This window comes from Demequina zhanjiangensis, assembly GCF_030418315.1.
In the GTDB taxonomy this organism is placed as follows: Bacteria; Actinomycetota; Actinomycetes; order Actinomycetales; family Demequinaceae; genus Demequina; species Demequina zhanjiangensis.
Map to the genome: position 1 here is coordinate 20,458 of NZ_JAUHPV010000005.1, position 18,936 is coordinate 39,393.

The 18,936-nt window shown below is 69.8% G+C and carries 20 protein-coding genes; 11 read left to right on the top strand and 9 right to left on the bottom strand.

What is annotated here, in order from left to right; all coding sequences use genetic code 11:
• The first annotated feature begins 29 nt into the window (after window positions 1–29).
• Window positions 30–1,628 (top strand): Na+/H+ antiporter, encoded by a 1,599-nt coding sequence (locus tag QQX04_RS08810; protein ID WP_301128280.1) that lies wholly within the window; start codon window positions 30–32, stop codon window positions 1,626–1,628.
• 28 nt (window positions 1,629–1,656) lie between these two features.
• On the opposite strand, the gene QQX04_RS08815 is transcribed toward QQX04_RS08810, so the two are convergent.
• From QQX04_RS08815 to QQX04_RS08830, 4 genes are all read right to left on the bottom strand, one after another.
• Window positions 1,657–3,072, bottom strand: a complete 1,416-nt coding sequence (locus QQX04_RS08815) for a basic amino acid/polyamine antiporter (protein WP_301128281.1) — start codon at window positions 3,070–3,072, stop codon at window positions 1,657–1,659.
• An 81-nt stretch (window positions 3,073–3,153) separates the two neighbouring features.
• Entirely contained in the window at window positions 3,154–3,861 is a 708-nt protein-coding gene (locus QQX04_RS08820) for an energy-coupling factor transporter transmembrane component T family protein (protein WP_301128282.1), read from the bottom strand.
• Window positions 3,858–4,565 carry an energy-coupling factor ABC transporter ATP-binding protein gene (locus tag QQX04_RS08825; protein WP_301128286.1) on the bottom strand — a complete coding sequence of 236 codons (708 nt, stop codon included), beginning with the start codon at window positions 4,563–4,565 and terminating at the stop codon, window positions 3,858–3,860. The genes QQX04_RS08820 and QQX04_RS08825 overlap by 4 nt, the downstream gene beginning before the upstream one ends.
• 9 nt (window positions 4,566–4,574) lie before the next feature.
• Window positions 4,575–5,183 carry a biotin transporter BioY gene (locus QQX04_RS08830; RefSeq protein ID WP_301128290.1) on the bottom strand — a complete coding sequence of 203 codons (609 nt, stop codon included), beginning with the start codon at window positions 5,181–5,183 and terminating at the stop codon, window positions 4,575–4,577.
• A 185-nt stretch (window positions 5,184–5,368) separates the two neighbouring features.
• On the opposite strand from QQX04_RS08830, the gene QQX04_RS08835 reads away from it, so the two are divergent.
• Window positions 5,369–6,943 carry an ABC-F family ATP-binding cassette domain-containing protein gene (locus QQX04_RS08835; RefSeq protein WP_436968477.1) on the top strand — a complete coding sequence of 525 codons (1,575 nt, stop codon included), beginning with the start codon at window positions 5,369–5,371 and terminating at the stop codon, window positions 6,941–6,943.
• A gap of 36 nt (window positions 6,944–6,979) precedes the next feature.
• Here the strand turns inward: QQX04_RS08835 and QQX04_RS08840 are convergent, their stop codons facing one another.
• Both QQX04_RS08840 and QQX04_RS08845 read right to left on the bottom strand, forming a co-directional pair.
• Entirely contained in the window at window positions 6,980–7,516 is a 537-nt protein-coding gene (locus QQX04_RS08840; protein ID WP_301128294.1) for a hypothetical protein, read from the bottom strand.
• Between the two features lie 102 nt (window positions 7,517–7,618).
• Window positions 7,619–8,473 carry an SURF1 family protein gene (locus tag QQX04_RS08845; protein ID WP_301128296.1) on the bottom strand — a complete coding sequence of 285 codons (855 nt, stop codon included), beginning with the start codon at window positions 8,471–8,473 and terminating at the stop codon, window positions 7,619–7,621.
• Between the two features lie 143 nt (window positions 8,474–8,616).
• On the opposite strand from QQX04_RS08845, the gene fabG reads away from it, so the two are divergent.
• The 4 genes from fabG to QQX04_RS08865 all read left to right on the top strand — a co-directional run bounded on the left by fabG (window position 8,617) and on the right by QQX04_RS08865 (window position 11,633).
• Window positions 8,617–9,321 carry a 3-oxoacyl-ACP reductase FabG gene (fabG, locus tag QQX04_RS08850; RefSeq protein ID WP_301128297.1) on the top strand — a complete coding sequence of 235 codons (705 nt, stop codon included), beginning with the start codon at window positions 8,617–8,619 and terminating at the stop codon, window positions 9,319–9,321.
• A 78-nt stretch (window positions 9,322–9,399) separates the two neighbouring features.
• Window positions 9,400–10,167: an enoyl-ACP reductase FabI gene (gene fabI / locus QQX04_RS08855; protein ID WP_301128299.1), complete on the top strand. Its 768-nt coding sequence runs from the start codon at window positions 9,400–9,402 to the stop codon at window positions 10,165–10,167.
• A gap of 4 nt (window positions 10,168–10,171) precedes the next feature.
• Window positions 10,172–10,678 carry a SixA phosphatase family protein gene (locus tag QQX04_RS08860; RefSeq protein WP_301128300.1) on the top strand — a complete coding sequence of 169 codons (507 nt, stop codon included), beginning with the start codon at window positions 10,172–10,174 and terminating at the stop codon, window positions 10,676–10,678.
• A gap of 7 nt (window positions 10,679–10,685) precedes the next feature.
• Window positions 10,686–11,633, top strand: a complete 948-nt coding sequence (locus QQX04_RS08865) for a glycoside hydrolase family 88 protein (RefSeq protein WP_301128302.1) — start codon at window positions 10,686–10,688, stop codon at window positions 11,631–11,633.
• A gap of 57 nt (window positions 11,634–11,690) precedes the next feature.
• On the opposite strand, the gene serB is transcribed toward QQX04_RS08865, so the two are convergent.
• A complete protein-coding gene (gene serB / locus QQX04_RS08870) occupies window positions 11,691–12,320 on the bottom strand; it encodes a phosphoserine phosphatase SerB (protein ID WP_301128304.1) in 630 nt (209 codons plus the stop codon).
• Window positions 12,317–13,558 (bottom strand): glucose-1-phosphate adenylyltransferase, encoded by a 1,242-nt coding sequence (locus QQX04_RS08875; protein WP_301128306.1) that lies wholly within the window; start codon window positions 13,556–13,558, stop codon window positions 12,317–12,319. The genes serB and QQX04_RS08875 overlap by 4 nt, the downstream gene beginning before the upstream one ends.
• Window positions 13,559–13,631: 73 nt before the next feature.
• Here QQX04_RS08875 and glgA point away from each other — a divergent pair, with 73 nt between their 5' ends.
• From glgA to QQX04_RS08900, 5 genes are all read left to right on the top strand, one after another.
• Complete coding sequence (glgA, locus tag QQX04_RS08880) at window positions 13,632–14,834, top strand: glycogen synthase (protein WP_301128308.1); 1,203 nt, start codon at window positions 13,632–13,634, stop codon at window positions 14,832–14,834.
• Between the two features lie 10 nt (window positions 14,835–14,844).
• On the top strand, window positions 14,845–15,630 hold the full coding sequence (locus QQX04_RS08885) for an ABC transporter ATP-binding protein (RefSeq protein WP_301128310.1): 786 nt from the start codon (window positions 14,845–14,847) through the stop codon (window positions 15,628–15,630).
• Between the two features lie 9 nt (window positions 15,631–15,639).
• Complete coding sequence (locus QQX04_RS08890; RefSeq protein WP_301128312.1) at window positions 15,640–16,092, top strand: RrF2 family transcriptional regulator; 453 nt, start codon at window positions 15,640–15,642, stop codon at window positions 16,090–16,092.
• Window positions 16,093–16,226: 134 nt separating this feature from the next.
• Window positions 16,227–16,685, top strand: coding sequence for an NfeD family protein (locus tag QQX04_RS08895; RefSeq protein ID WP_301128314.1), 459 nt, complete (start codon window positions 16,227–16,229; stop codon window positions 16,683–16,685).
• Between the two features lie 6 nt (window positions 16,686–16,691).
• Window positions 16,692–17,771 (top strand): SPFH domain-containing protein, encoded by a 1,080-nt coding sequence (locus QQX04_RS08900; RefSeq protein ID WP_301128316.1) that lies wholly within the window; start codon window positions 16,692–16,694, stop codon window positions 17,769–17,771.
• Between the two features lie 71 nt (window positions 17,772–17,842).
• On the opposite strand, the gene QQX04_RS08905 is transcribed toward QQX04_RS08900, so the two are convergent.
• Window positions 17,843–18,850 (bottom strand): DUF2157 domain-containing protein, encoded by a 1,008-nt coding sequence (locus tag QQX04_RS08905; RefSeq protein WP_301128318.1) that lies wholly within the window; start codon window positions 18,848–18,850, stop codon window positions 17,843–17,845.
• Between the last annotated feature and the right edge of the window lie 86 nt (window positions 18,851–18,936).

An 18,936-nucleotide genomic window follows, 5' to 3' on the forward strand; every position in this document is an offset into this window, starting at 1 on the left:
CGCGCACGTACGAACTGAGGAGGAACGGCGTGGAAGGCCTTGTGCTCACCGTGGTGCTCGGCGTCGCCGTGCTCGCAGGAACCGTGCTCGCGCCGCGGCTGCGCCTCGCGGCCCCGCTCGTGCTCCTGCTGCTCGGACTGGTGCTCGGCTTCGTGCCCGGACTGCGCGACGTCGAGCTTCCGTCGGAGGCCGTGCTCCTGCTGTTCCTCCCGGTGCTGCTGTTCTGGGAGGCGCTCACCACGTCGCTGAGGTCCATCCGACGCGACCTGCGCGGCATCATCCTCATGAGCACCGTGCTGGTCGTCGCCACCGCCTTCGCGGTCGCCGGCATCGCCTACTCGTTGGGGATGCCGTGGCCGGCCGCGCTCATGCTCGGCGCCGCGCTCGCCCCGCCTGACGCGACCGCCATCGCCTCCCTGGGCAACGTGCTGCCGCGCAGACAGTTCGCGCTGCTGCGCGCAGAGAGCCTCACGAACGACGGCGCCGCGCTGGCGCTCTACACGATCGCCGTCGGCTTCGCGGTCAGCGGCAGCACGTCGACGCTCGAGGTGACCAGCACGGTAGCGATCGCGTACCTCGGTGGGGTCGCGGCGGGCCTCGCGCTCGGCGCGCTCGGCATCGCATTCCTGCGCCAGACCTCGGATGCGCTGATCATCAACATCACGATGCTCGTGCTGCCCTTCGCGTCCTACCTCGCCGCGGAGGCCTTCGGCGCCTCCGGAGTCCTGTCGGTCGTCACGTGCGGGCTGCTCCTGTCGTTCTTCTCCGCACGCACCAGCACGGCGCTGTCACGCCGTCAGATGCACGGCATGTGGCCGCTCGGCTCGTACGTGCTCAACGGCGCCCTGTTCGTGCTCGTGGGAGTCCAGGTGCAGGCCTCGATCAGGCAGATCGACCCGAGCGAGCTGGGAATCCTGGTCCTCCTGACCGTCGCCGTATGGGCGGTGCTCATGGTCGTGCGCTACGCATTCCAGCTGGCGGGGTCGGCAGCGGCCAGGCTTCTCGATGCCCGGCTGCGAGGCGCCCCAGGCGGTCAGCAGCTCGGTCAGCGAGGCAGGGTGGTGAGCACCGTGGCGAGCTTCCGTGGCGCCGTCTCGCTCGCCATCGCGCTGTCCGTGCCACTGACCGTGGCCGGTGGCGGTCCCATGCAGGGGCGCGACGAGATCGTCTTCGTGACCGCGGGCGTCATCGTGCTGACCCTGCTGGTACAAGGGCCGGTGCTGCCTGCGCTCGCGCAGTGGGCGCGGCTTCCGCGCGACACGGAGGACCAGGAGGAGCTCGACATCGCTCGGGTCCGCATGTCGACAGTCGCGTTGCGCGCGCTCGACGACATCAGCGCCGAGCTGTCGCTTTCTCCCGCGGTGCGGGAACGGCTCGCCACCCAGCAGCGCGCGGTGAGCCAGCTCGCACGCGCCCGCGACGAGTCGGGACAGGACAGGTCTGAGGCTCCGGATCGTGAGGACGCGGCGGCCTACGCACGCGGCAGGCTTGCGCTGATCGACCTGGAGCGCGAGGAGCTGCACGCCCTCCGCCGCGCGACGACGATCGACGACGAGGTCGTGCGCCGCATCGAGGCCGTGCTGGACGTCGAGGAGCTGCGGCTCAGGGGAATCGACCCTCAAGGCTGAGGGCCGGCCTGCTGCGTCCTGACGGCGGCTACAGCGTGATCGTGCCCGTGGCGAGCGCGACCACGGCGACCACGGCGCCAGTGACGCTGCCGACGCACAGCGCCGCCTCCCACGGGGTGAAGACCCGCAGGCCGCGCTCTCGGCGGGCCCACACGTACAGCAGCGAGGCGGGTGCGTAGACGAGCAGCGCGAGGAGCAGATACTTCATGCCCGCGGCGTAGACGAGGTAGGCGGTGTAGACGACTGCGATCGACGCGATCGCCACAGCGCCCGACCAGCGGCGCGGTCCGAGCGCCTCCTTCAGCCCGAAGCCGGCGGTGAGCAGGTAGGGGAGCAGCGCGAGCGCGCTCGTGAGCTCGAGCGAGAAGTCGAAGGCGCTCGCGGAGAAGTGCGTGACGATGAGGAACGCCTGGGTCGCGACCGAGGTGGCGGTGAGCGCGGCGATCGGGACCCCGTGGCGGTTCATGCGGGTCAGGAAGCGGGGCGCGTCCTCCTGGGTCGCCGCCTCGAAGAGCACCTCGGCGGCGAGCAGACACCACGCGAGGTACGCGCCCAGGACGGAGATTCCGAGGCCGATCCCGATGAACCACGAGCCCCACGGGCCGACGACGGCCTCCAGCACACCCGCCACGGAGGGCTGCCGCAGGCCGGCGAGCTCCTCGCGTGGCATGACGCCGTAGCCGAGCATCGTGACGGCGACGAAGAGGGCGAGCACGGAGAGGAAGCCGACGACGGTGGCGCGCCCCACATCCTCGCGTCGCCGCGCGTAGCGGGAGTAGACGCTGGCGCCTTCGACGCCCAGGAACACGAACACGGTGACGAGCATGGTGGCGCGCACCTGCTCGGCCACCGGGCCGAGGACGGTGGTGTCACCGCGCAGGTTCTCCAGGAAGACGTCCCAGGAGAAGCCACCGACGGCGACGATCGCGAGGAAGAGCACGAGCGGCACGATCTTCGCGACCGTGGTGATCGCGTTCAGGAGCGCCGCCTGGGAGACCCCTCGCGCGATCACGAGGTGGAACAGCCACAGTCCGACGGTGCCGAACAGGAACGCCCACCCTGTGTCGCCCTCGCCGAGCCCTGGGACGACGGCGCCGAGCGTCGAGGACAGCAGGACCCAGTAGGTGACGTTCGCGATGCAGGCGGACGCCCAGTACCCGAACGCGGAGAAGAACCCCACGTAGCTGCCGAAACCTGCGCGCGCGTACGCGACGATGCCTGAGTCGAGATCGGGGCGACGTACCGCGAGGCGCTGGAACACGAGCGCGAGCATGAGCATGCCGCCGCCCGCGACGGCCCACGCGATCGCTGCGCCCGCGACCCCGGCGGAGCCTGCGAACGAGGAGGGAAGCGAGAAGACGCCCGCGCCCACCATCGACCCGATCACCATCGAGGCGAGCACAGGCATCGGCCACGTGCGCGCGGGAGCGTGCGTGGCGGTCATGCGGCGAACCCCCTGAGTGGTCGCGACGTGTGGACGTCGAGCAGGGGTCCCGTCACTGGCGCAAGACCCCTGGGGATGACGCTAGCGCGCGGCGCGTCGCCGTGCCTTGCGGGACTCGAGAGCCCTGCGCGCTCGGCGGGACTTCGGGAGCTCGCTGTCGACCACCTCGTCCCTCTCCTCGACCACGCCGTCGGCGATGCCGCGCGCGTGGAGCGCCTGTCCCAGATCCACTGCGAAGCCGACGGTGCGCGTCGCGGCAGGGACGAGGATCGCGCGTGGTGAGCGCTCGACTCCGCGTGCCATCGCCGCCTGACGGGACTCGCCGAGGATCTGCACCATCTCCGGGATCAGGCGGATGAGCAGGGAGAACATGAGCCCGATGGTCTCGTGCGGCACGAACCGGCGGAACGGACGCAGCACCCCGGACAGGAGGTCGAGCATCTCGGACATGGGCGTCGCAGTGGAGACGGCGAGCGCGAGGAACACCACGGTGAGCAGATCGGTCGCGATGTCCACGCCGAGCTGCCACTCGCCGCGCCACAGCTGATACCCGGCGGCCATGGCCGCGAAGAGAAAGGTCCAGAGGATCGCCTTGAGCGCGGTCCGCCACGGGGGGAGTGTGGACAGATACAGCGCGAGCGAGGCGGACGCGAACGCCACGCCGGTCGCCATGTCCTGCACGAAGATCATGAGGACCGACACGAGGGCGAGCAGCAGCACCTTGAACCAGGCCGGAGCCAGGTGCATCGGTGTGCGCAGCGGCCGGTACGCGCCGAGGGTGGGGTTCATACGCGCTGGGTCTGCTCGGGCCGGCCGAAGATCAGGTCGCGGTAGAACTGCACCGCATCGCCGGGTGCACCGTCGAACACGACCTTGCCGGAGTCGATCACGAGCGTCCGCTCGGCACGCATCGCGCTGTCAAGGTCGTGAGTGACCTCGATCAGCTGCACGGGCAGGGAGCGGAGCAGCGCGCCCACGTGGCCGCGCCACTTGAGGTCGAGCAGCGTCGTCGGCTCGTCGGCCACGATGATCTTGGGCGCGACGGCGAGCACGCCCGCGAGGGCGAGCAGCTGGCGCTGGCCACCCGAGAGGGCGCTGACCGCGACGTCGGCACGGTCGGCGAGCCCGAGTGACTCGAGAGCCTCGAGCGCGGCGCGCATGCGTGCGTCCTTGCCCTTGACCGTGCGGCGCAGGGAGAGCATCACGTCCTCGGCTGCGGTGGGCATGATGAGCTGCGCCGACGGGTCGGTGAACAGGAAGCCCACCATGCGTCGGACCTCGCGGCCGTGCTTGCGGGTGGTCTTGCCCTCGACCGTGACGGTGCCCTCGGTGGGCATCACGAGCCCGTTGATGAGCCGTGCCAGGGTCGACTTGCCCGAGCCGTTCGCGCCGATCACCGAGATGTGGCGCTCGCTGAGCGTCAGGGTGGTCGGCTCCAGGATGGTGACGCCCGAGTCGGGCGCGACGACAGCCGCGTCCTCGAAAACGATCATGCGAACAGACTAGGCGGTCGTGGCGCGGCTCGTGGCCGCCTCCCGACGCTCTGTGGCAGGAAGGATGCCCGGGTAGGCGCGGTGGACGGCCCAGGCGGTGCCGGCCGCGGCGACCACCTTGATCACGTCGCCGGGCACGAACGGCAGTGCGACGGCGAGCGTGGCGGGGAGGTCGAAGCCCAGACGGATCGCGAACCAGGTCCAGCCGATCACGTTGAGCACCACGAGGGAGCCGAGCCCGCAGGCGAGGAGCAGCCAGCCCAGGTTGAGGCGGCCGCGGCGGCGCACCGCCCGCACGATCCACCCGGTCACGAAGGCCGCGGGGATGAACGCCGCGAGGAAGCCTCCAGTGGGTCCGGCCCACACCGACGGCCCGCCGACGTGCCCCGCGAAGATCGGGGCGCCCGCGGTGCCGACCACCAGGTAGAGGAGCACGGCCGAGGCGCCACGCCACGGTCCGAGCACCGCGCCTGCGAGGATGACGGCGAACGTCTGCAGGGTGATCGGGACGCCGCCGGCAAGCGACACGGCGGGGATCAGGGTCGACGCGGCGACCAGGGCCGCGAACACGGACACGAGGGCCACGTTGGGGCCCGTGAAATGCTTGTGCAGAGCCATCGTTACTCCCGGGGATAATGGTTGGCGGCCACTTTATCGTTGCGACAAAGGATCGCGACGTGAATCAGGCAGACCGGGCGGATCGTTGTGGGATTCGCACAAATCCTCACCCGGATCATCCGTCGGCACCATGACCAGCCACCTCAAGGAGTGCATCGCCAGTGATCGTCGCCCAGGAGCTCGAGATGCGGATCGGCGCGCGCGTCCTGCTGCAGCCCACGTCGTTCCAGGTGGGGCCAGGCGACCGCGTCGGCCTCGTGGGGCGCAATGGTGCGGGGAAGACCACGCTCACCAAGATCCTCGCGGGTGAGGGCATGCCCACCTCGGGCAAGGCGATCCAGAAGGGATCGCTCGGCTACCTGCCGCAGGATCCGCGCACCGGAGACCTGGAGCAGCTCGCGATGGACCGCATCCTGTCCGTGCGCGACCTGGCAGGCCTGATGCGTAAGATGCGCGAGGCCGAGGAGGGGATGGCCAGCGAGGACCCCAAGGTCCAGGAGAAGGCCATGAACGCCTATCCGCGGCTCGAGGAGCGGTTCCGCGCCGCCGGTGGCTATGCCGCTGAGGCGGAGGCCTCGCAGATCGCCGCGAACCTTGGGCTCGACTCGCGCCAGCTCCATCAGCCCGTCGGCACCCTCTCGGGTGGTCAGCGTCGTCGCGTCGAGCTGTCCCGCATCCTGTTCTCCGGGGCCGACACGCTGCTGCTCGACGAGCCGACCAACCACCTCGACGCTGACTCGATCGTGTGGCTGCGCGGCTTCCTGTCCGCCTTCCAGGGCGGTCTCATCGTGATCTCCCACGACGTGGAGCTCCTGCGCCAGACGGTCACCAAGGTCTTCCACCTGGACGCGAACAGAGGCGTCATGGACCAGTACGCCATGAAGTGGGACCTGTACCTGCGTCAGCGCGAGGCCGACGAGCGTCGCCGCCACCGCGAGCGCGACAACGCGGAGAAGAAGGCTGCCGCTCTCCTCGCGCAGGCTGACAAGATGCGTGCCAAGGCGACGAAGGCGGTCGCGGCACAGCAGATGATGAAGCGCGCCGAGAAGATGCTCGGCGAGACCGAAGGCGTGCGCCAGCAGGACAAGGTCGCCTCGCTGCGCTTCCCGACCCCCGCCGCCTGCGGCAAGACGCCCCTGCGCGCCGAGGGGCTCAGCAAGTCCTATGGCTCTCTCGAGGTGTTCACCGACGTGAACCTCGCGATCGACCGCGGCTCCCGAGTCGTCGTGCTCGGCCTCAACGGCGCGGGCAAGACGACGCTGCTCCGGCTCCTCTCCGGCGTCGAGTCCACCGACACCGGAGAGGTCCAGCCCGGTCACGGTCTCAAGCTCGGGTACTACGCGCAGGAGCACGACACGCTCGACATGGACGCGACGGTCGGCGAGAACATGGCGCACGCCGCCCCCGACCTGGGTGAGACCGAGGTCCGCAAGGTCCTCGGCTCCTTCCTCTTCTCAGGGGACGACGCCGACAAGCCCGCACGCGTCCTGTCCGGCGGTGAGAAGACGAGGCTCGCGCTCGCGACCCTGGTCGTGAGCCAGGCCAACGTGCTCCTGCTCGACGAGCCGACCAACAACCTCGACCCCGCCTCCCGCGAGGAGATCCTCAACGCGCTGCGCACCTACGAGGGAGCCGTCATCCTGGTGACGCACGACGAGGGCGCGGTCGAGGCGCTCGAGCCCGACAGGGTCCTGCTGCTTCCCGACGCGATCGAGGACCTCTACAACGAGACCTACCGCGACCTCATCTCGCTCGCCTGACCCGCCGAAGGGGCTTCGGCCTCGGGGCGACGGGGGTCATCGCGCCATCGCCGCATCGACGAAGCGGTCCGGCGCGCCGTACAGGTCGAACGAGACGAGGATCCTGCTGCCAAGGCGCTCGAGCCAGTCGCCCGACACGGGCAGCACCGTGACTGAGCACACCGAGCCTTCTCCCGCGCACGCGAGGGCCTCCCACAGGCACCAGCCGGGGTCCGCGCGAGGGCCCTCCTCGGACAGTGCGCGGAGCTCCTCCCGGCGCGCGGCGATCCATCGCGTCATCGTGGAATGGCCGGGCGCTTCTCGGTCCACGCCGAGCGCCGTCAACTCGACGGGGGAGACCTGCGGGATCTGCAGGGGAGAGCCCCACCGCTCGACGAGCGCACGCTCCCACAGGCGGGCAAGGAGCGTTCCGGAGCGTTCACGCTGCTCGTCGGCATCAGCCGTGAGCGGGACCTCGGGTGCGCACGGGGGCACGTCCCAGCCGTAGGGGAGCCCCCACGCGTCGCGGCGATGCAGGAGGCGCACGAGCGTCTCGTCCACGTCCACTGCGATGCTGAAATCGTCCTGGCGCATCGTCGCGTCCCCTCGCCAGACGGCCGCCGGGGTGCTGGCCGTCCTGGTTCGAGACTGGCACGTCGCGGCGTCCCGGTCCACCGTTCAAGGTGACACGAAGGGCTAGAGGGCGTCCTCGATCTCCTCGTCGGACGGCCCGCGTCGGCGCTTCGCACGGGGCTGGCGCTCGCGGGCGGGCGCTGCTGCCGGGTCCCTCTTGAGCTCCAGGTCGCGCTTGGTGAGCAGCCACGCGCCGACGGGGACAAGCAGCGCGAACGCCCACCACTGCCACGCGTAGCTGAGGTGGGGCCCGAGCGAGAGCGTCGGCAGGGGGACCTCGGTGAGCGGACCATCGGCGTCGCACAGCTCGCCGCACGGCGCGTCGAGAGCGACGTATCCGGCGACGATGACGTCGGAGTCGGGGTCGCGCACCTGTGCCGGCGTGATGCGGGTCGCGCCGGAATCCCTCCGGCCATCGTCGTCCTCGAAGCTGCGGAGCGTGCCGGAGACCGCGAGCGTCTCGTCCGGAAGGGAAGCCACGACGTCGTCCACGGTCGTGCCGCTCTCGACAGGCGCCCACCCGAGATTCACGAGCACGGCGGCGCCATCGGCCAGGTGCATCCACGCGAGGTACTGGTAGGCCGCGGTCGAGTCGACCGGGCGATTCCTCAGCGGGACGACGCTTTCGGTGTCGACGACTCCGGCGACCGTCACGGTGCGCCACTCAGCTCCTTCGGGCAGAGCGTCCGAGCCGGGCGATGCCACCTCCTCGACGGCGGCGACCGGCTCCTGCTGCGCGAGGTCGTAGTCCTCCATCGCCTGCGCTCGCGTCTCGTAGCGTCCGTACTGCCACCGGCCCGCGACCACGCACAGGGCCGACATCACCAGCACGATCAGCACGGTGATCGCCAAGCGGCCCCAGCCGATCTCACGGGCGGTGCGCAGGGCGCGCGTGCCAGGGGAGTCGGGGGAGCTCACCCCCCGATGCTATTCCCCGGAGCGTCTGCCCCCTTGCCACAGCAGAGCGTCCGATGCTGTGTACGAGGACGACAATCAGCGGGCGCCGACGCGCAGTGACCTCCACATCGTCCCTGGAGTGCGCACCGACTAGCGTGGGCGACATGACACGACACGTGGTGGTGACAGGAGCGAACCGCGGCATCGGCCGCGCCCTCGCAGAGGCGTTCGTCGCGAACGGGGACACCGTGAGCACGATCTACCGAGGCGGGGATCTTCCCGACGGGGTGACCGGGGCGATCGCCGACGTCACCGACACCGACGCGGTGAACGCTGCCTTCGACGAGCTCGAGGCGAAGCACGGCCGCGTGCGCGTCCTCGTCGCGAACGCAGGCATCACGCGCGACGGGCTGCTCATGCGCATGAGCGACGACGACTTCCAGTCGGTGCTCGACGTCAACCTCACCGGCACCTTCCGGTGCGTGCGTCGGGCCGTCAACTCGATGATGCGCGAGCGCTTCGGCCGCATCGTGCTCATCGGCTCCGTCGTCGGCCTCATGGGCAACCCCGGCCAGGTCAACTACTCGGCCTCCAAGTCCGCGCTCGTCGGAATGGCCCGTTCGATCACCCGCGAGGTCGGCTCACGCGGCATCACCGCCAACGTGATCGCGCCCGGGTTCATCACCACCGACATGACGGACGAGCTCCCCGAGGACACGAAGAAGCAGTACGAGGCGACGATCCCCGCCAAGCGCTTCGGCGCGACGGAGGACGTCGCTGCCGCCGCCGTGTATCTGGCCTCGGACGCGGCAGGCTACGTCTCCGGCGCGGTGCTGCCGGTCGACGGCGGCCTCGGCATGGGACACTGACCGACGGATTCCGGCCTTCGGGCCGACGCGAGAGCCACGCCGTGCGGCGCTAGGCTCCCACCACAGGAGGGAATTGAGATGGGCATGCTCGAAGGAAAGAACATCCTGGTCACCGGAGTGCTGACGGAGGGCTCGATCGCCTTCCACGTCGCACGTCTGTGCCAGGAGCAGGGCGCGACGGTGGTGCTGACCGGCGTCGGCCGCTCGCTCAAGATCACCCAGGCGATGGGCCGCCGCCTGCCCGTCGAGGCGCAGGTCGTGGAGCTCGACGTCACCAACGAGGAGCACGTGGCCGGCCTCGCCGACAAGGTGCGCGAGCTCGTGCCGCACCTCGACGGCGTCGTCCACTCCATCGGCTTCGCGCCGCAGTCCGTCATGGGCGGCAACTTCATGACCGGCGAGTGGGAGGACGTCTCCACCGCCGTGCAGATCTCCGCCTACTCGCTCAAGTCGCTCGCAGCCGCCACCGCGCCCCTCATGAAGGAGGGTGGCTCGATCGTCGGCCTCACCTTCGACGGACGCTTCGCATGGCCCGTGTACGACTGGATGGGCGTCGCGAAGGCCGCCTTCGAGGCCGTCTCGCGCTACGTCGCCCGCGACCTGGGCGTCGACGGCATCCGCTGCAACGTGGTCTCCGCCGGTCCCATCAAGACGACCGCCGCGAAGCACATCCCCGGATTCGACCAGATGGAGTCGAACTGGAACACGCGAGCCCCGCTCGGCTGGGACTCGAGCGACCCCGAGCCCGCAGCGAAGGCCGTGACCGCCCTGCTCTCCGACTGGTTCCCCGCCACGACCGGCGAGATGATCCACGTGGACGGCGGAGTGCACGCCATGGGACAGTAGTCGCGTGCCCACACTGATCCTGGCTCGTCACGCGAAGGCCGAGGCTCCCGCCGCAGGCCTGAGCGACATGGACCGCGCTCTCGCCGTGATCGGACGCAAGGCGTCCGTGAACCTCGGCGAGGCGCTCGTGGAGGCGTCGCTGACGCCCGACGTCGCGCTCGTCTCGCCCGCGAACCGCACCCAGCAGACGTGGAAGCTCATGGCGACCGCGCTGCCCGAGTGCGAGACGCGCATCGTCGACGCGATCTATGAGACCCACGTTCCCGGACTGCTGCGCGAGCTGAACACGCTCGACGTGGACGGAGTCGTCGTGGTCGTCGGCCACGAGCCGACGTCCTCTGCCGCTGCCGCCTTCCTCTCGGGATCAGGCTCGGACAAGACCGCGCTCCAGCGCGTCGCCCACGGCCTGCCCACCGGTACCGCGGCCGTGCTCGAGTTCGACTGCTCGTGGGCAGAGCTCGGGGCACGTACCGCGCGGCTCACGGCGATCGTCTCCGGTCGGGACCTCTGACACCTCGATGACCTCCGCGGCCTCCGTGGATCGCGAGGCGATCTGGACTGCGCTGCTTGCCATGCAGCGCGCCGCATGGGAGCAGGGCGTCGCCTCGCACGCTGCCCTCGACACCGGGCGCGTCGACCGGGCTCTTGCCATTGCTCGCGATGCTGTCGCGAGGCAGGACGCCGACGGGCAGCTCGGCGGCACTGGAGACGGCGGCCTGGTCAACTCGGGCGCCCTCTACGAGGCGGCACGCCTGCTGGGCGAGACCGACCCGGCGGCCTCCGAGGCGGCTGAGCGGCAGCGCTGGTGGCTGCTGCGGTGGTCGCCGCGCGACGACTGGGGCGTGCTGCACCACCTCCGCGGGTCCGAGGAGGTGTGGGCCGACTCGGTCTACATGGTCGTGCCCGCGCTGGTGGCTGCGGGCGACCTTCCGCCCGCCGACATGCAGTACCGCATGCACAAGGAGCAGCTCTGGAACGGGGGCTCAGGGCTGTGGTCGCATCGGCTTGACATGGCGACGGGCACCCTGACGCGCCCCGAGCCGTGGGCGAGCGGCAACGGATGGGTCGCGGCCGGCCTGTCCCGTGCGCTCCACCATGGCGTCGCAGCCCAGGAGGTGCGTGAGCGTTGGCAGCGGGACCTGCGTGCGCTCCTGGACGCGTGCGCGGTCCACGTGACCGAGGAGGGCCTGTTCCACGACATCCTCGACAACGCGAGCACCTTCACCGACGGCTGCGCGGGCCTGATGCTCGCGTACTCCGCGTTCACGGGCGTCGCTGACGGCTGGCTCGACGACGGGTACGCCATCTCGGCCGAGCGCTGGCTCTCCGCGGCGCTCGCGCAGGTCGACGGGCACGGGCTGGTCCATGGCGTGTGCGGCGCACCCGGCTTCGACTCACGGGGGACGTCGCCAGAGGCGCAGGCCTTCGCGCTCATGGCGCTCGCCGCGCACGATCGCCTCTCCTGAGCGGCGGAGGCTGAGAGACGCGGTCTGAGAGCGCTGTGGGCCTGTGCCCGCGGCTTCTCAGCGCAGGATGATCTCGAGAGCCTCGTCCAGGCGAGGGCCATTGAGCGCGACGTCCGCCTGCTCCTGCACGATCGGCTTCGCATGCCAGGCGATGCCCAGCCCTGCGGCGCCCATCATGGCCAGATCGTTCGCGCCGTCGCCGATCGCGACCGTGTCCTCGAGCGGGCAGCCGAGCTCAGCAGCGAACTCGCGCAGCGCGGACTCCTTCGCCTCACGATCGATCACAGGTCCCTGCGTGCGTCCCGTGAGCCGGCCGTCGACCACCTCGAGCGAGTTCGCGCGATAGCGGGAGATGCCGAGCCTCTCCGCGAGCGAGCCGACCACCTCGACGAAGCCGCCCGAGACGAGCGCGACCTCCCAGCCCGCTGCCTGCAGCCCGGAGACGAGCTCCGGCACGCCAGGCGTGTACTCGACCTCGGCGATCACCTCAGCGAAGACCGTGTCGGCGACGCCCTCAAGCGTCGCGACGCGTTGCCGCAGCGACTCGCCGAAGTCGATCTCGCCGCGCATCGCCGACTCGGTGACGGCCGCGACCTCCTCGCGCGTTCCTGCGCGCTCGGCGATGAGCTCGATGACCTCCGCGGTGATGAGCGTCGAGTCGACGTCCATGACGCAGAGTCGCGTCATGCGGTGACCACGGTGTTCTTGGAGACGACGGTGATACCGGACTCGGTCACGGTGTAGCCGCGTGCGATGTCTGCCTCGCGATCGATGCCGACGCGCGCGCCCTCCTCGATCACGACGTTCTTGTCGAGGATCGCGCGGTGCACCTGGGCATGCCGGTTGATGATCACGTCGTCCAAGAGCACAGAGTCGGACACCGTGGACCACGAGTGCAGGCGCACGCCGGGGGAGAGCACGGAACCCGTGACGGTCGCGCCGGACACGATCACGCCGGGCGACACGATCGAGTCGGCCGCGTGGCCCAGGCGGCCCTCCTCGGAGTGGATGAACTTGGCCGGCGGGTGCGTGATGAGGCCCTGGTGGAGCGGCCACTCGTCGTTGTAGACGTTGAACACCGGCTGCACCGCGATGAGGTCCATGTGCGCGTCGTAGTACATGTCGAGCGTTCCGACGTCGCGCCAGTAGTCGCGGTCGCGATCGGTCGAGCCCGGGACGTCGTTGCGGATGAAGTCGTAGAAGCCGCACGTGCCCTTGTTGACGAAGTAGGGGACGATGTCGCCGCCCATGTCGTGCTTCGAGCCCGGGTCCTCGGCGTCGGCGACGAGCGCCTCAAGGAGCGCGTCGGCGTTCGCCACGTAGTTGCCCATGGACGCGAGGATCTCGTTCGGGCTGTCAGGCAGGCCCTCCGGATCCTTGGGCTTCTCAAGGAAGGCGCGGATACGGTCCGGGCTCGCCGGGTCCACGTCGATCACGCCGAACTGGTCGGCGAGCCCGATCGGCTGGCGGATGCCGGCGACGGAGAACTCGGCGCCGGACTCGATGTGCGCGTCCACCATCTGCGAGAAGTCCATGCGATAGACGTGGTCGGCACCCACGATCACCACGATGTCGGGCTTCTCGTCCTCGATGATGTTGACCGTCTGGTAGATCGCATCGGCCGAGCCGAGGTACCAGTGCGGGCCGCGGCGCTGCTGCGCGGGCACCGGCGCCACGTAGTTGCCGAGCAGCGGCGACATGCGCCAGGTGCGGGCGATGTGGCGGTCGAGCGAGTGCGACTTGTACTGGGTCAGCACCACGACGTGCAGATATCTGGAGTTCACCAGGTTCGACAGCGCGAAGTCGATCAGTCGGAACGTCCCGCCGAACGGCACAGCCGGCTTGGCTCGGGACGCGGTGAGGGGCATCAGGCGCTTCCCCTCACCTCCAGCAAGGACGATGGCGAGAACTTTCGGCGCTGACATATGGCCAGCGTAGCGGCACCAAGGGGCGTGGTGCAGAGCGCGCGCCGAGATTCGACGCGATAGCGTGTGGAGCATGCGAGTAGACATCCTGACGCGTGAGTACCCGCCCTTCGTCTACGGAGGCGCCGGAGTGCATGTGAACGAGCTGGCCGCAGTGCTGCGGAACCGGGTCGATGTGCAGGTGCGAGCCTTCGATGGCCCGCGCGACGAGCCGGGCGTGACCGGGTACACGGCGCTCGGCGGGGGAGTCGGCGACGCCTCGCTCGACGTGCTCGCCCACAACCTGCCGATGGCCAAGGACTGCCACGGTGCGGATCTGGTGCATTCGCACACCTGGTACGCCAACATGGGCGGTCACCTTGCGAAGACCCTGCACGGCATCCCGCACCTGCTGTCCGCTCACTCGCTCGAGCCTCTCCGTCCGTGGAAGGCGGAGCAGCTCGGCGGTGGATACCGGGTGTCCAGCTGGATCGAGAAGACTGCGTACGAAGCGGCCGACGGCATCATCGCCGTCAGTGCGGGCATGCGCGACGACGTGCTGCGCTGCTACCCGGAGGTCGACCCTGCGAAGGTGCACGTCATCCACAACGGCATCGACGTGGACGGCTGGGCCGCACCGTCGTCCGACGAGGAGCGGGCGGCCGCCGACGAGGTCGTCCGCCGCTACGGCATCGACCCCGACCGTCCCGCGATCGTGTTCGTGGGGCGGATCACCCGTCAGAAGGGACTGCCCTACTTCCTCAAGGCGGTCGAGCAGCTGCCCAAGGAGATCCAGGTGGTGCTGTGCGCGGGCGCGCCCGACACCAAGGAGATCGCCGCCGAGGTGTCCGGCGCGGTCGAGAAGCTTCAGCAGCAGCGCGACGGCGTGATCTGGATCGAGCACATGCTCCCCAGGCCGGAGCTCGTCGCGGTGCTCGACGCCTGCACGGCCTTCGTGTGCCCCAGCGTCTACGAGCCGCTCGGCATCGTGAACCTCGAGGCGATGGCCGTCGGCCTTCCCGTCGTCGCCACCGCCACGGGCGGCATCCCTGAGGTCGTGGTGCCCGGTGAGACCGGCACGCTCGTGCCCATCGAGCAGGTCCAGGACGGTACCGGCACGCCGCTGAACCCGGAGGCGTTCGCCTCGGACCTCGCCGCGGCGCTCACCGACATGGTGTCGGACGTGGATCGCGCAGCCGCGTTCGGCGCTGCAGGCAGGGTGCGGGCCGCCGAGAGCTTCTCGTGGGAGGCCATCGGGGACAGGACGCTCGCTCTGTACGAGTCGGTCCTCGGATAGGCTCGCGCCCATGACCTCAGTCCTCGACATGAGCGGCGTGACGCTGCGCCGCGAAGACAACACCATCCTGCGAGGAATCGACTGGACGGTCGACTCGGAGGACAGGTGGGTCCTGCTCGGACCGAACGGCGCGGGCAAGACGACGCTCATCACCCTTGCGGCCGCACGCATGCACCCCACGGAGGGCACCGTGACGGTGCTCGGGGAGCGCCTCGGCGCCGTCGACGTCACCGACCTGCGGATCCGTGTGGGACTCGCGAGCGCCGCCCTGGCCGATCACATCCCTCCGGGCGAGCGTGTCGAGGACGTCGTGATGACCGCCGCGCACGGGGTGACGGGCCGGTGGCACGAGGAGTACGAGAGCATCGACGAGGACCGTGCGGGCCTGCTGCTCGAGGCGTTCGGGATGACGGCGTATCGAGACCGCCAGTTCTGGACCCTCTCCGAGGGTGAGCGCAAGCGCGTCCAGATCGCACGTGCGCTGATGGCCGACCCGGAGCTCCTGCTCCTGGATGAGCCTGCGGCCGGCCTCGACCTGGGCGGACGCGAGGAGCTGCTCGGCGCGCTCACCGAGCTGGCAGGCGACCGTCGTTCTCCTGCGATCGTCATGGTGACCCACCACGTGGAGGAGATCCCCGTGGACTTCACCCACGCGATGCTCCTTCGCGAGGGCGAGGTGGTCGCTGCCGGTCCGCTGCGCGACACGCTCACCCAGGAGAACCTCTCGCAGACGTACGGCATGTCGGTGGAGATCCAGGAGTCCCACGGACGCTGGACCGCTCGCCGGGCCTCCTGAGGCACCCGCGTGAGGGTGTCTGCGCGCGCTGACTATGCGATCAGGGCCGTGGCGGAGCTCGCTGCCTCCGAGTCCTCCATGACGACCGAGATGCTCGCCGCGACACAGGACCTGCCGCGCAAGTTCCTCGAGGGGATCCTCGGCGTGCTGCGGCGCGAGGGCATCGTCGTGTCCCAGCGGGGGCTCGGCGGCGGGTTCAGGCTCGCGCGCCCCGCCTCTGAGATCACCTTGGCTGACGTGGTCCGCGCAGTCGACGGTCCGCTCGTCTTCGTCCGCGGGGAGCGCCCATCGGAGCTGCACTACGACGGCGCGGCGGACGATCTTCTGAAGGTATGGGTCGCGCTGCGCGCGAGCGTGCGCGGGGTGCTGGAGAGCGTGTCGCTCGAGGACCTGGCGAAGGGGACGTTGCCCGCGCCCGTCACCGCGCTCCTTGCGGACGAGTCCGCATGGGAGAGCCACTGAGCCTCGGACGGGGCGCGCGGTCCTCGCGATCCGTCCCGGGGATGACGTCCCGGGCACGCCGCGCGAGGCGATCATCCCCAGGACCGATGGAGCGCGGACACCCCTCCTGCTAGCGTTCCAGAAGGAGGTGGGACATGGATTCCCTATGGTGGTTCATCGGGGCGTTGGCCCTGGGTATCGCGGAGATCTTCACGCTCGATCTGACGCTGCTGATGTTCGCGGGAGGTGCCGCCGCCGGCGGCATCGCGGCACTCCTCGGAGCACCGCTGTGGGTGAGCATCGTGGTGTTCGCCGTCGTGTCGAGCGTGCTGCTGTTCGCCGTCCGGCCGTTCCTGCTGCGTTCGCTGCGGAAGAGGGGCGCTGTCGCCGAGACCAACTCGGCGCGCCTGGTCGGCCAGGAGGCGTTCACGCTCGACGAGATCACCGAGCGTGCAGGGCGCGTGAAGCTCGCGGGCGAGGTGTGGAGCGCACGGACGCGTGACGACGCGCCCACGATCCCTGAAGGGGTCGAGGTCAACGTGCTCGAGATCAAGGGGGCGACTGCCATCGTCGCCGCGGAGGCGGCCCACGGGGCCGCGCAGGAGAAGGAGTAGAACGTCATGGAAGACCTGAACATCGGAGCGATCGTGGGCATCATCGCCCTGATCGTCTTCGTCATCTTCATCATCTCGGTGATCGCGCGCGCGCTTCAGATCGTGCCGCAGGCGGAGACCCGCGTCGTCGAGCGACTCGGCCGCTACCAGAGGACTCTTGAGGCCGGAATGCACCTGCTGGTGCCGTTCATCGACAAGGTCCGTCAGAAGGTCGACATGCGCGAGCAGGTCGTGTCCTTCCCGCCGCAGTCGGTGATCACCTCCGACAACCTGGTCGTGGAGATCGACACCGTCATCTACTTCCAGGTGACGAACTCGAAGGACGCCGTCTACGAGATCGCCAACTACATCGTCGGTATGCAGCAGCTCACCGTCACCACGATCCGTAACGTCATCGGAACCATGGACCTCGAGCAGACGCTCACCAGCCGCGACCAGATCAACGGTCAGCTCCGCGGCGTCCTGGACGAGGCGACCGGCAAGTGGGGCATCCGCGTCAACCGCGTGGAGCTCAAGGCGATCGAGCCGCCGATGTCCGTCAAGGACTCGATGGAGAAGCAGATGCGCGCCGAGCGTGACCGTCGCGCGGCGATCCTGACCGCCGAGGGTGTGAAGCAGTCGCAGATCCTCACAGCCGAGGGTGAGAAGCAGTCGGCGATCCTCAAGGCCGAGGGTGAGGCGCAGTCCCGCATCCTGAAGGCCGAGGGTGAGGCACGCGCGATCCTCCAGGTCTTCGACGCCATCCACGAGGGCGACGCCGACTCGAAGCTGCTCTCGTACCAGTACCTGCAGATGCTCCCCGAGATCGCGAAGGGCACCAACAACCAGATGTGGTTCGTGCCCACCGAGTTCACGGGAGCGCTCAAGGCGATCTCTGCAGGCTTCGGCGTCGAGGAGGACCTCGAGCCGCTGTCCCGCTCGGAGCGTTCCGAGAGCCGCAAGTCGCGCATCACGTCGGCGCTCGCCGACCCGCGCGCCGCTCTCGAGGAGGCGCGTCGTCAGGCCGAGGGCGTCTCTGCGGAGGCCGACAAGGCCGGCACCGAGTCCGGACGTCCGTTCGACCCGAACGCCGAGAAGGGCCAGTAGCAGCAGCGGAACGGGCCCCGAGGAGCGATTCTGCTCCTCGGGGCCCGTCTGCATGCGGGGCGCGATCCGCTTCAGTCGGATCGTGGAGCCCGCAGCATCCTGACCGCGACGAGGATCAGGACGACGCCCGTCACGAGCACCGCGGCCCAGGTCGCCATGGCGCCCCCCACCAGATGCTCGATCAGCTGCGGCACCATCGTCAGCAGCCCGATCCCGCCAGGGATCATCAGGGTGATGAGGTCGCGACGCAGCACTGCGAGCGCGAGCATGCTGACCGCGAGGACCACACCGGCTGCCAGTGCCAGACCCCGCGTGGGGTCGTCGAACCCCATGTTGTTGGCGCCGAACACAGCGACGAGTCCTCCAGCGATCAGCGCGGGAGGCGCGGGAGCGAGGGCCCGCGTCGCGCCCAGCGCCACCCACGCCACGCCCAGGCATGTGAGCGCGAGGCCCGGCACGGACCTGTCGGTCAGGTCGAGAGTCTCGAGCGTCATGGCGACGACGCCGATCGCGCCGGCGAGCATCGCGAGCTGCGCCAGCGCCTTGCGCCGGAAGACGTAGATCGTGATCGCGACGGCCGTCGCGACGCTGAAGGTCCACAGCGCTGCGGCCTCGTCGCGGACCCCGGCGGCGTCGACGGACACCCACGCCAGCCAGCCGGCGCATACGACCGTCGCCAGCAGCAACGCGGACGCGAGACGCTGCGCCGCGTCCTGTGGGGAGCGTCCCGCAGCGACGCCGGCCACGCATACGACCGCCGTCAGCACCGAGACGAGCACGACGCGCCCCGGGATCGGGATGGACGACCAGGACTGGCTGACGAGGAAGCTGATCGCCGTGATGGCGAGCACTGCGCCGAAGTAGCCCAGGATCTCCCCGACCAGGGCGAGCGCACGAGGTCGACCCTCCTGCTGTCCGTCGTCTGCGGGGGCGACCGTCTCCGGCGGGGGCTGCGTCTGAGATGGGGGGCCCGGAATGCGACCGTGCTCCTCCTCGTAGCGCCGCAGCGCCTCGGCGGTCGAGGCCTCCAGCAGCCCCGCCCCGACCCATTCGTCGAACCGATCCTGCCGCGCACCCATGGTCGCGTCCCTTCAGCTCGGACCCTCGCGGGCCCTCCATCTCAGGCTACGCCGATGAGGGTGTCGTCGCTGGTCGCGGCTGGGAT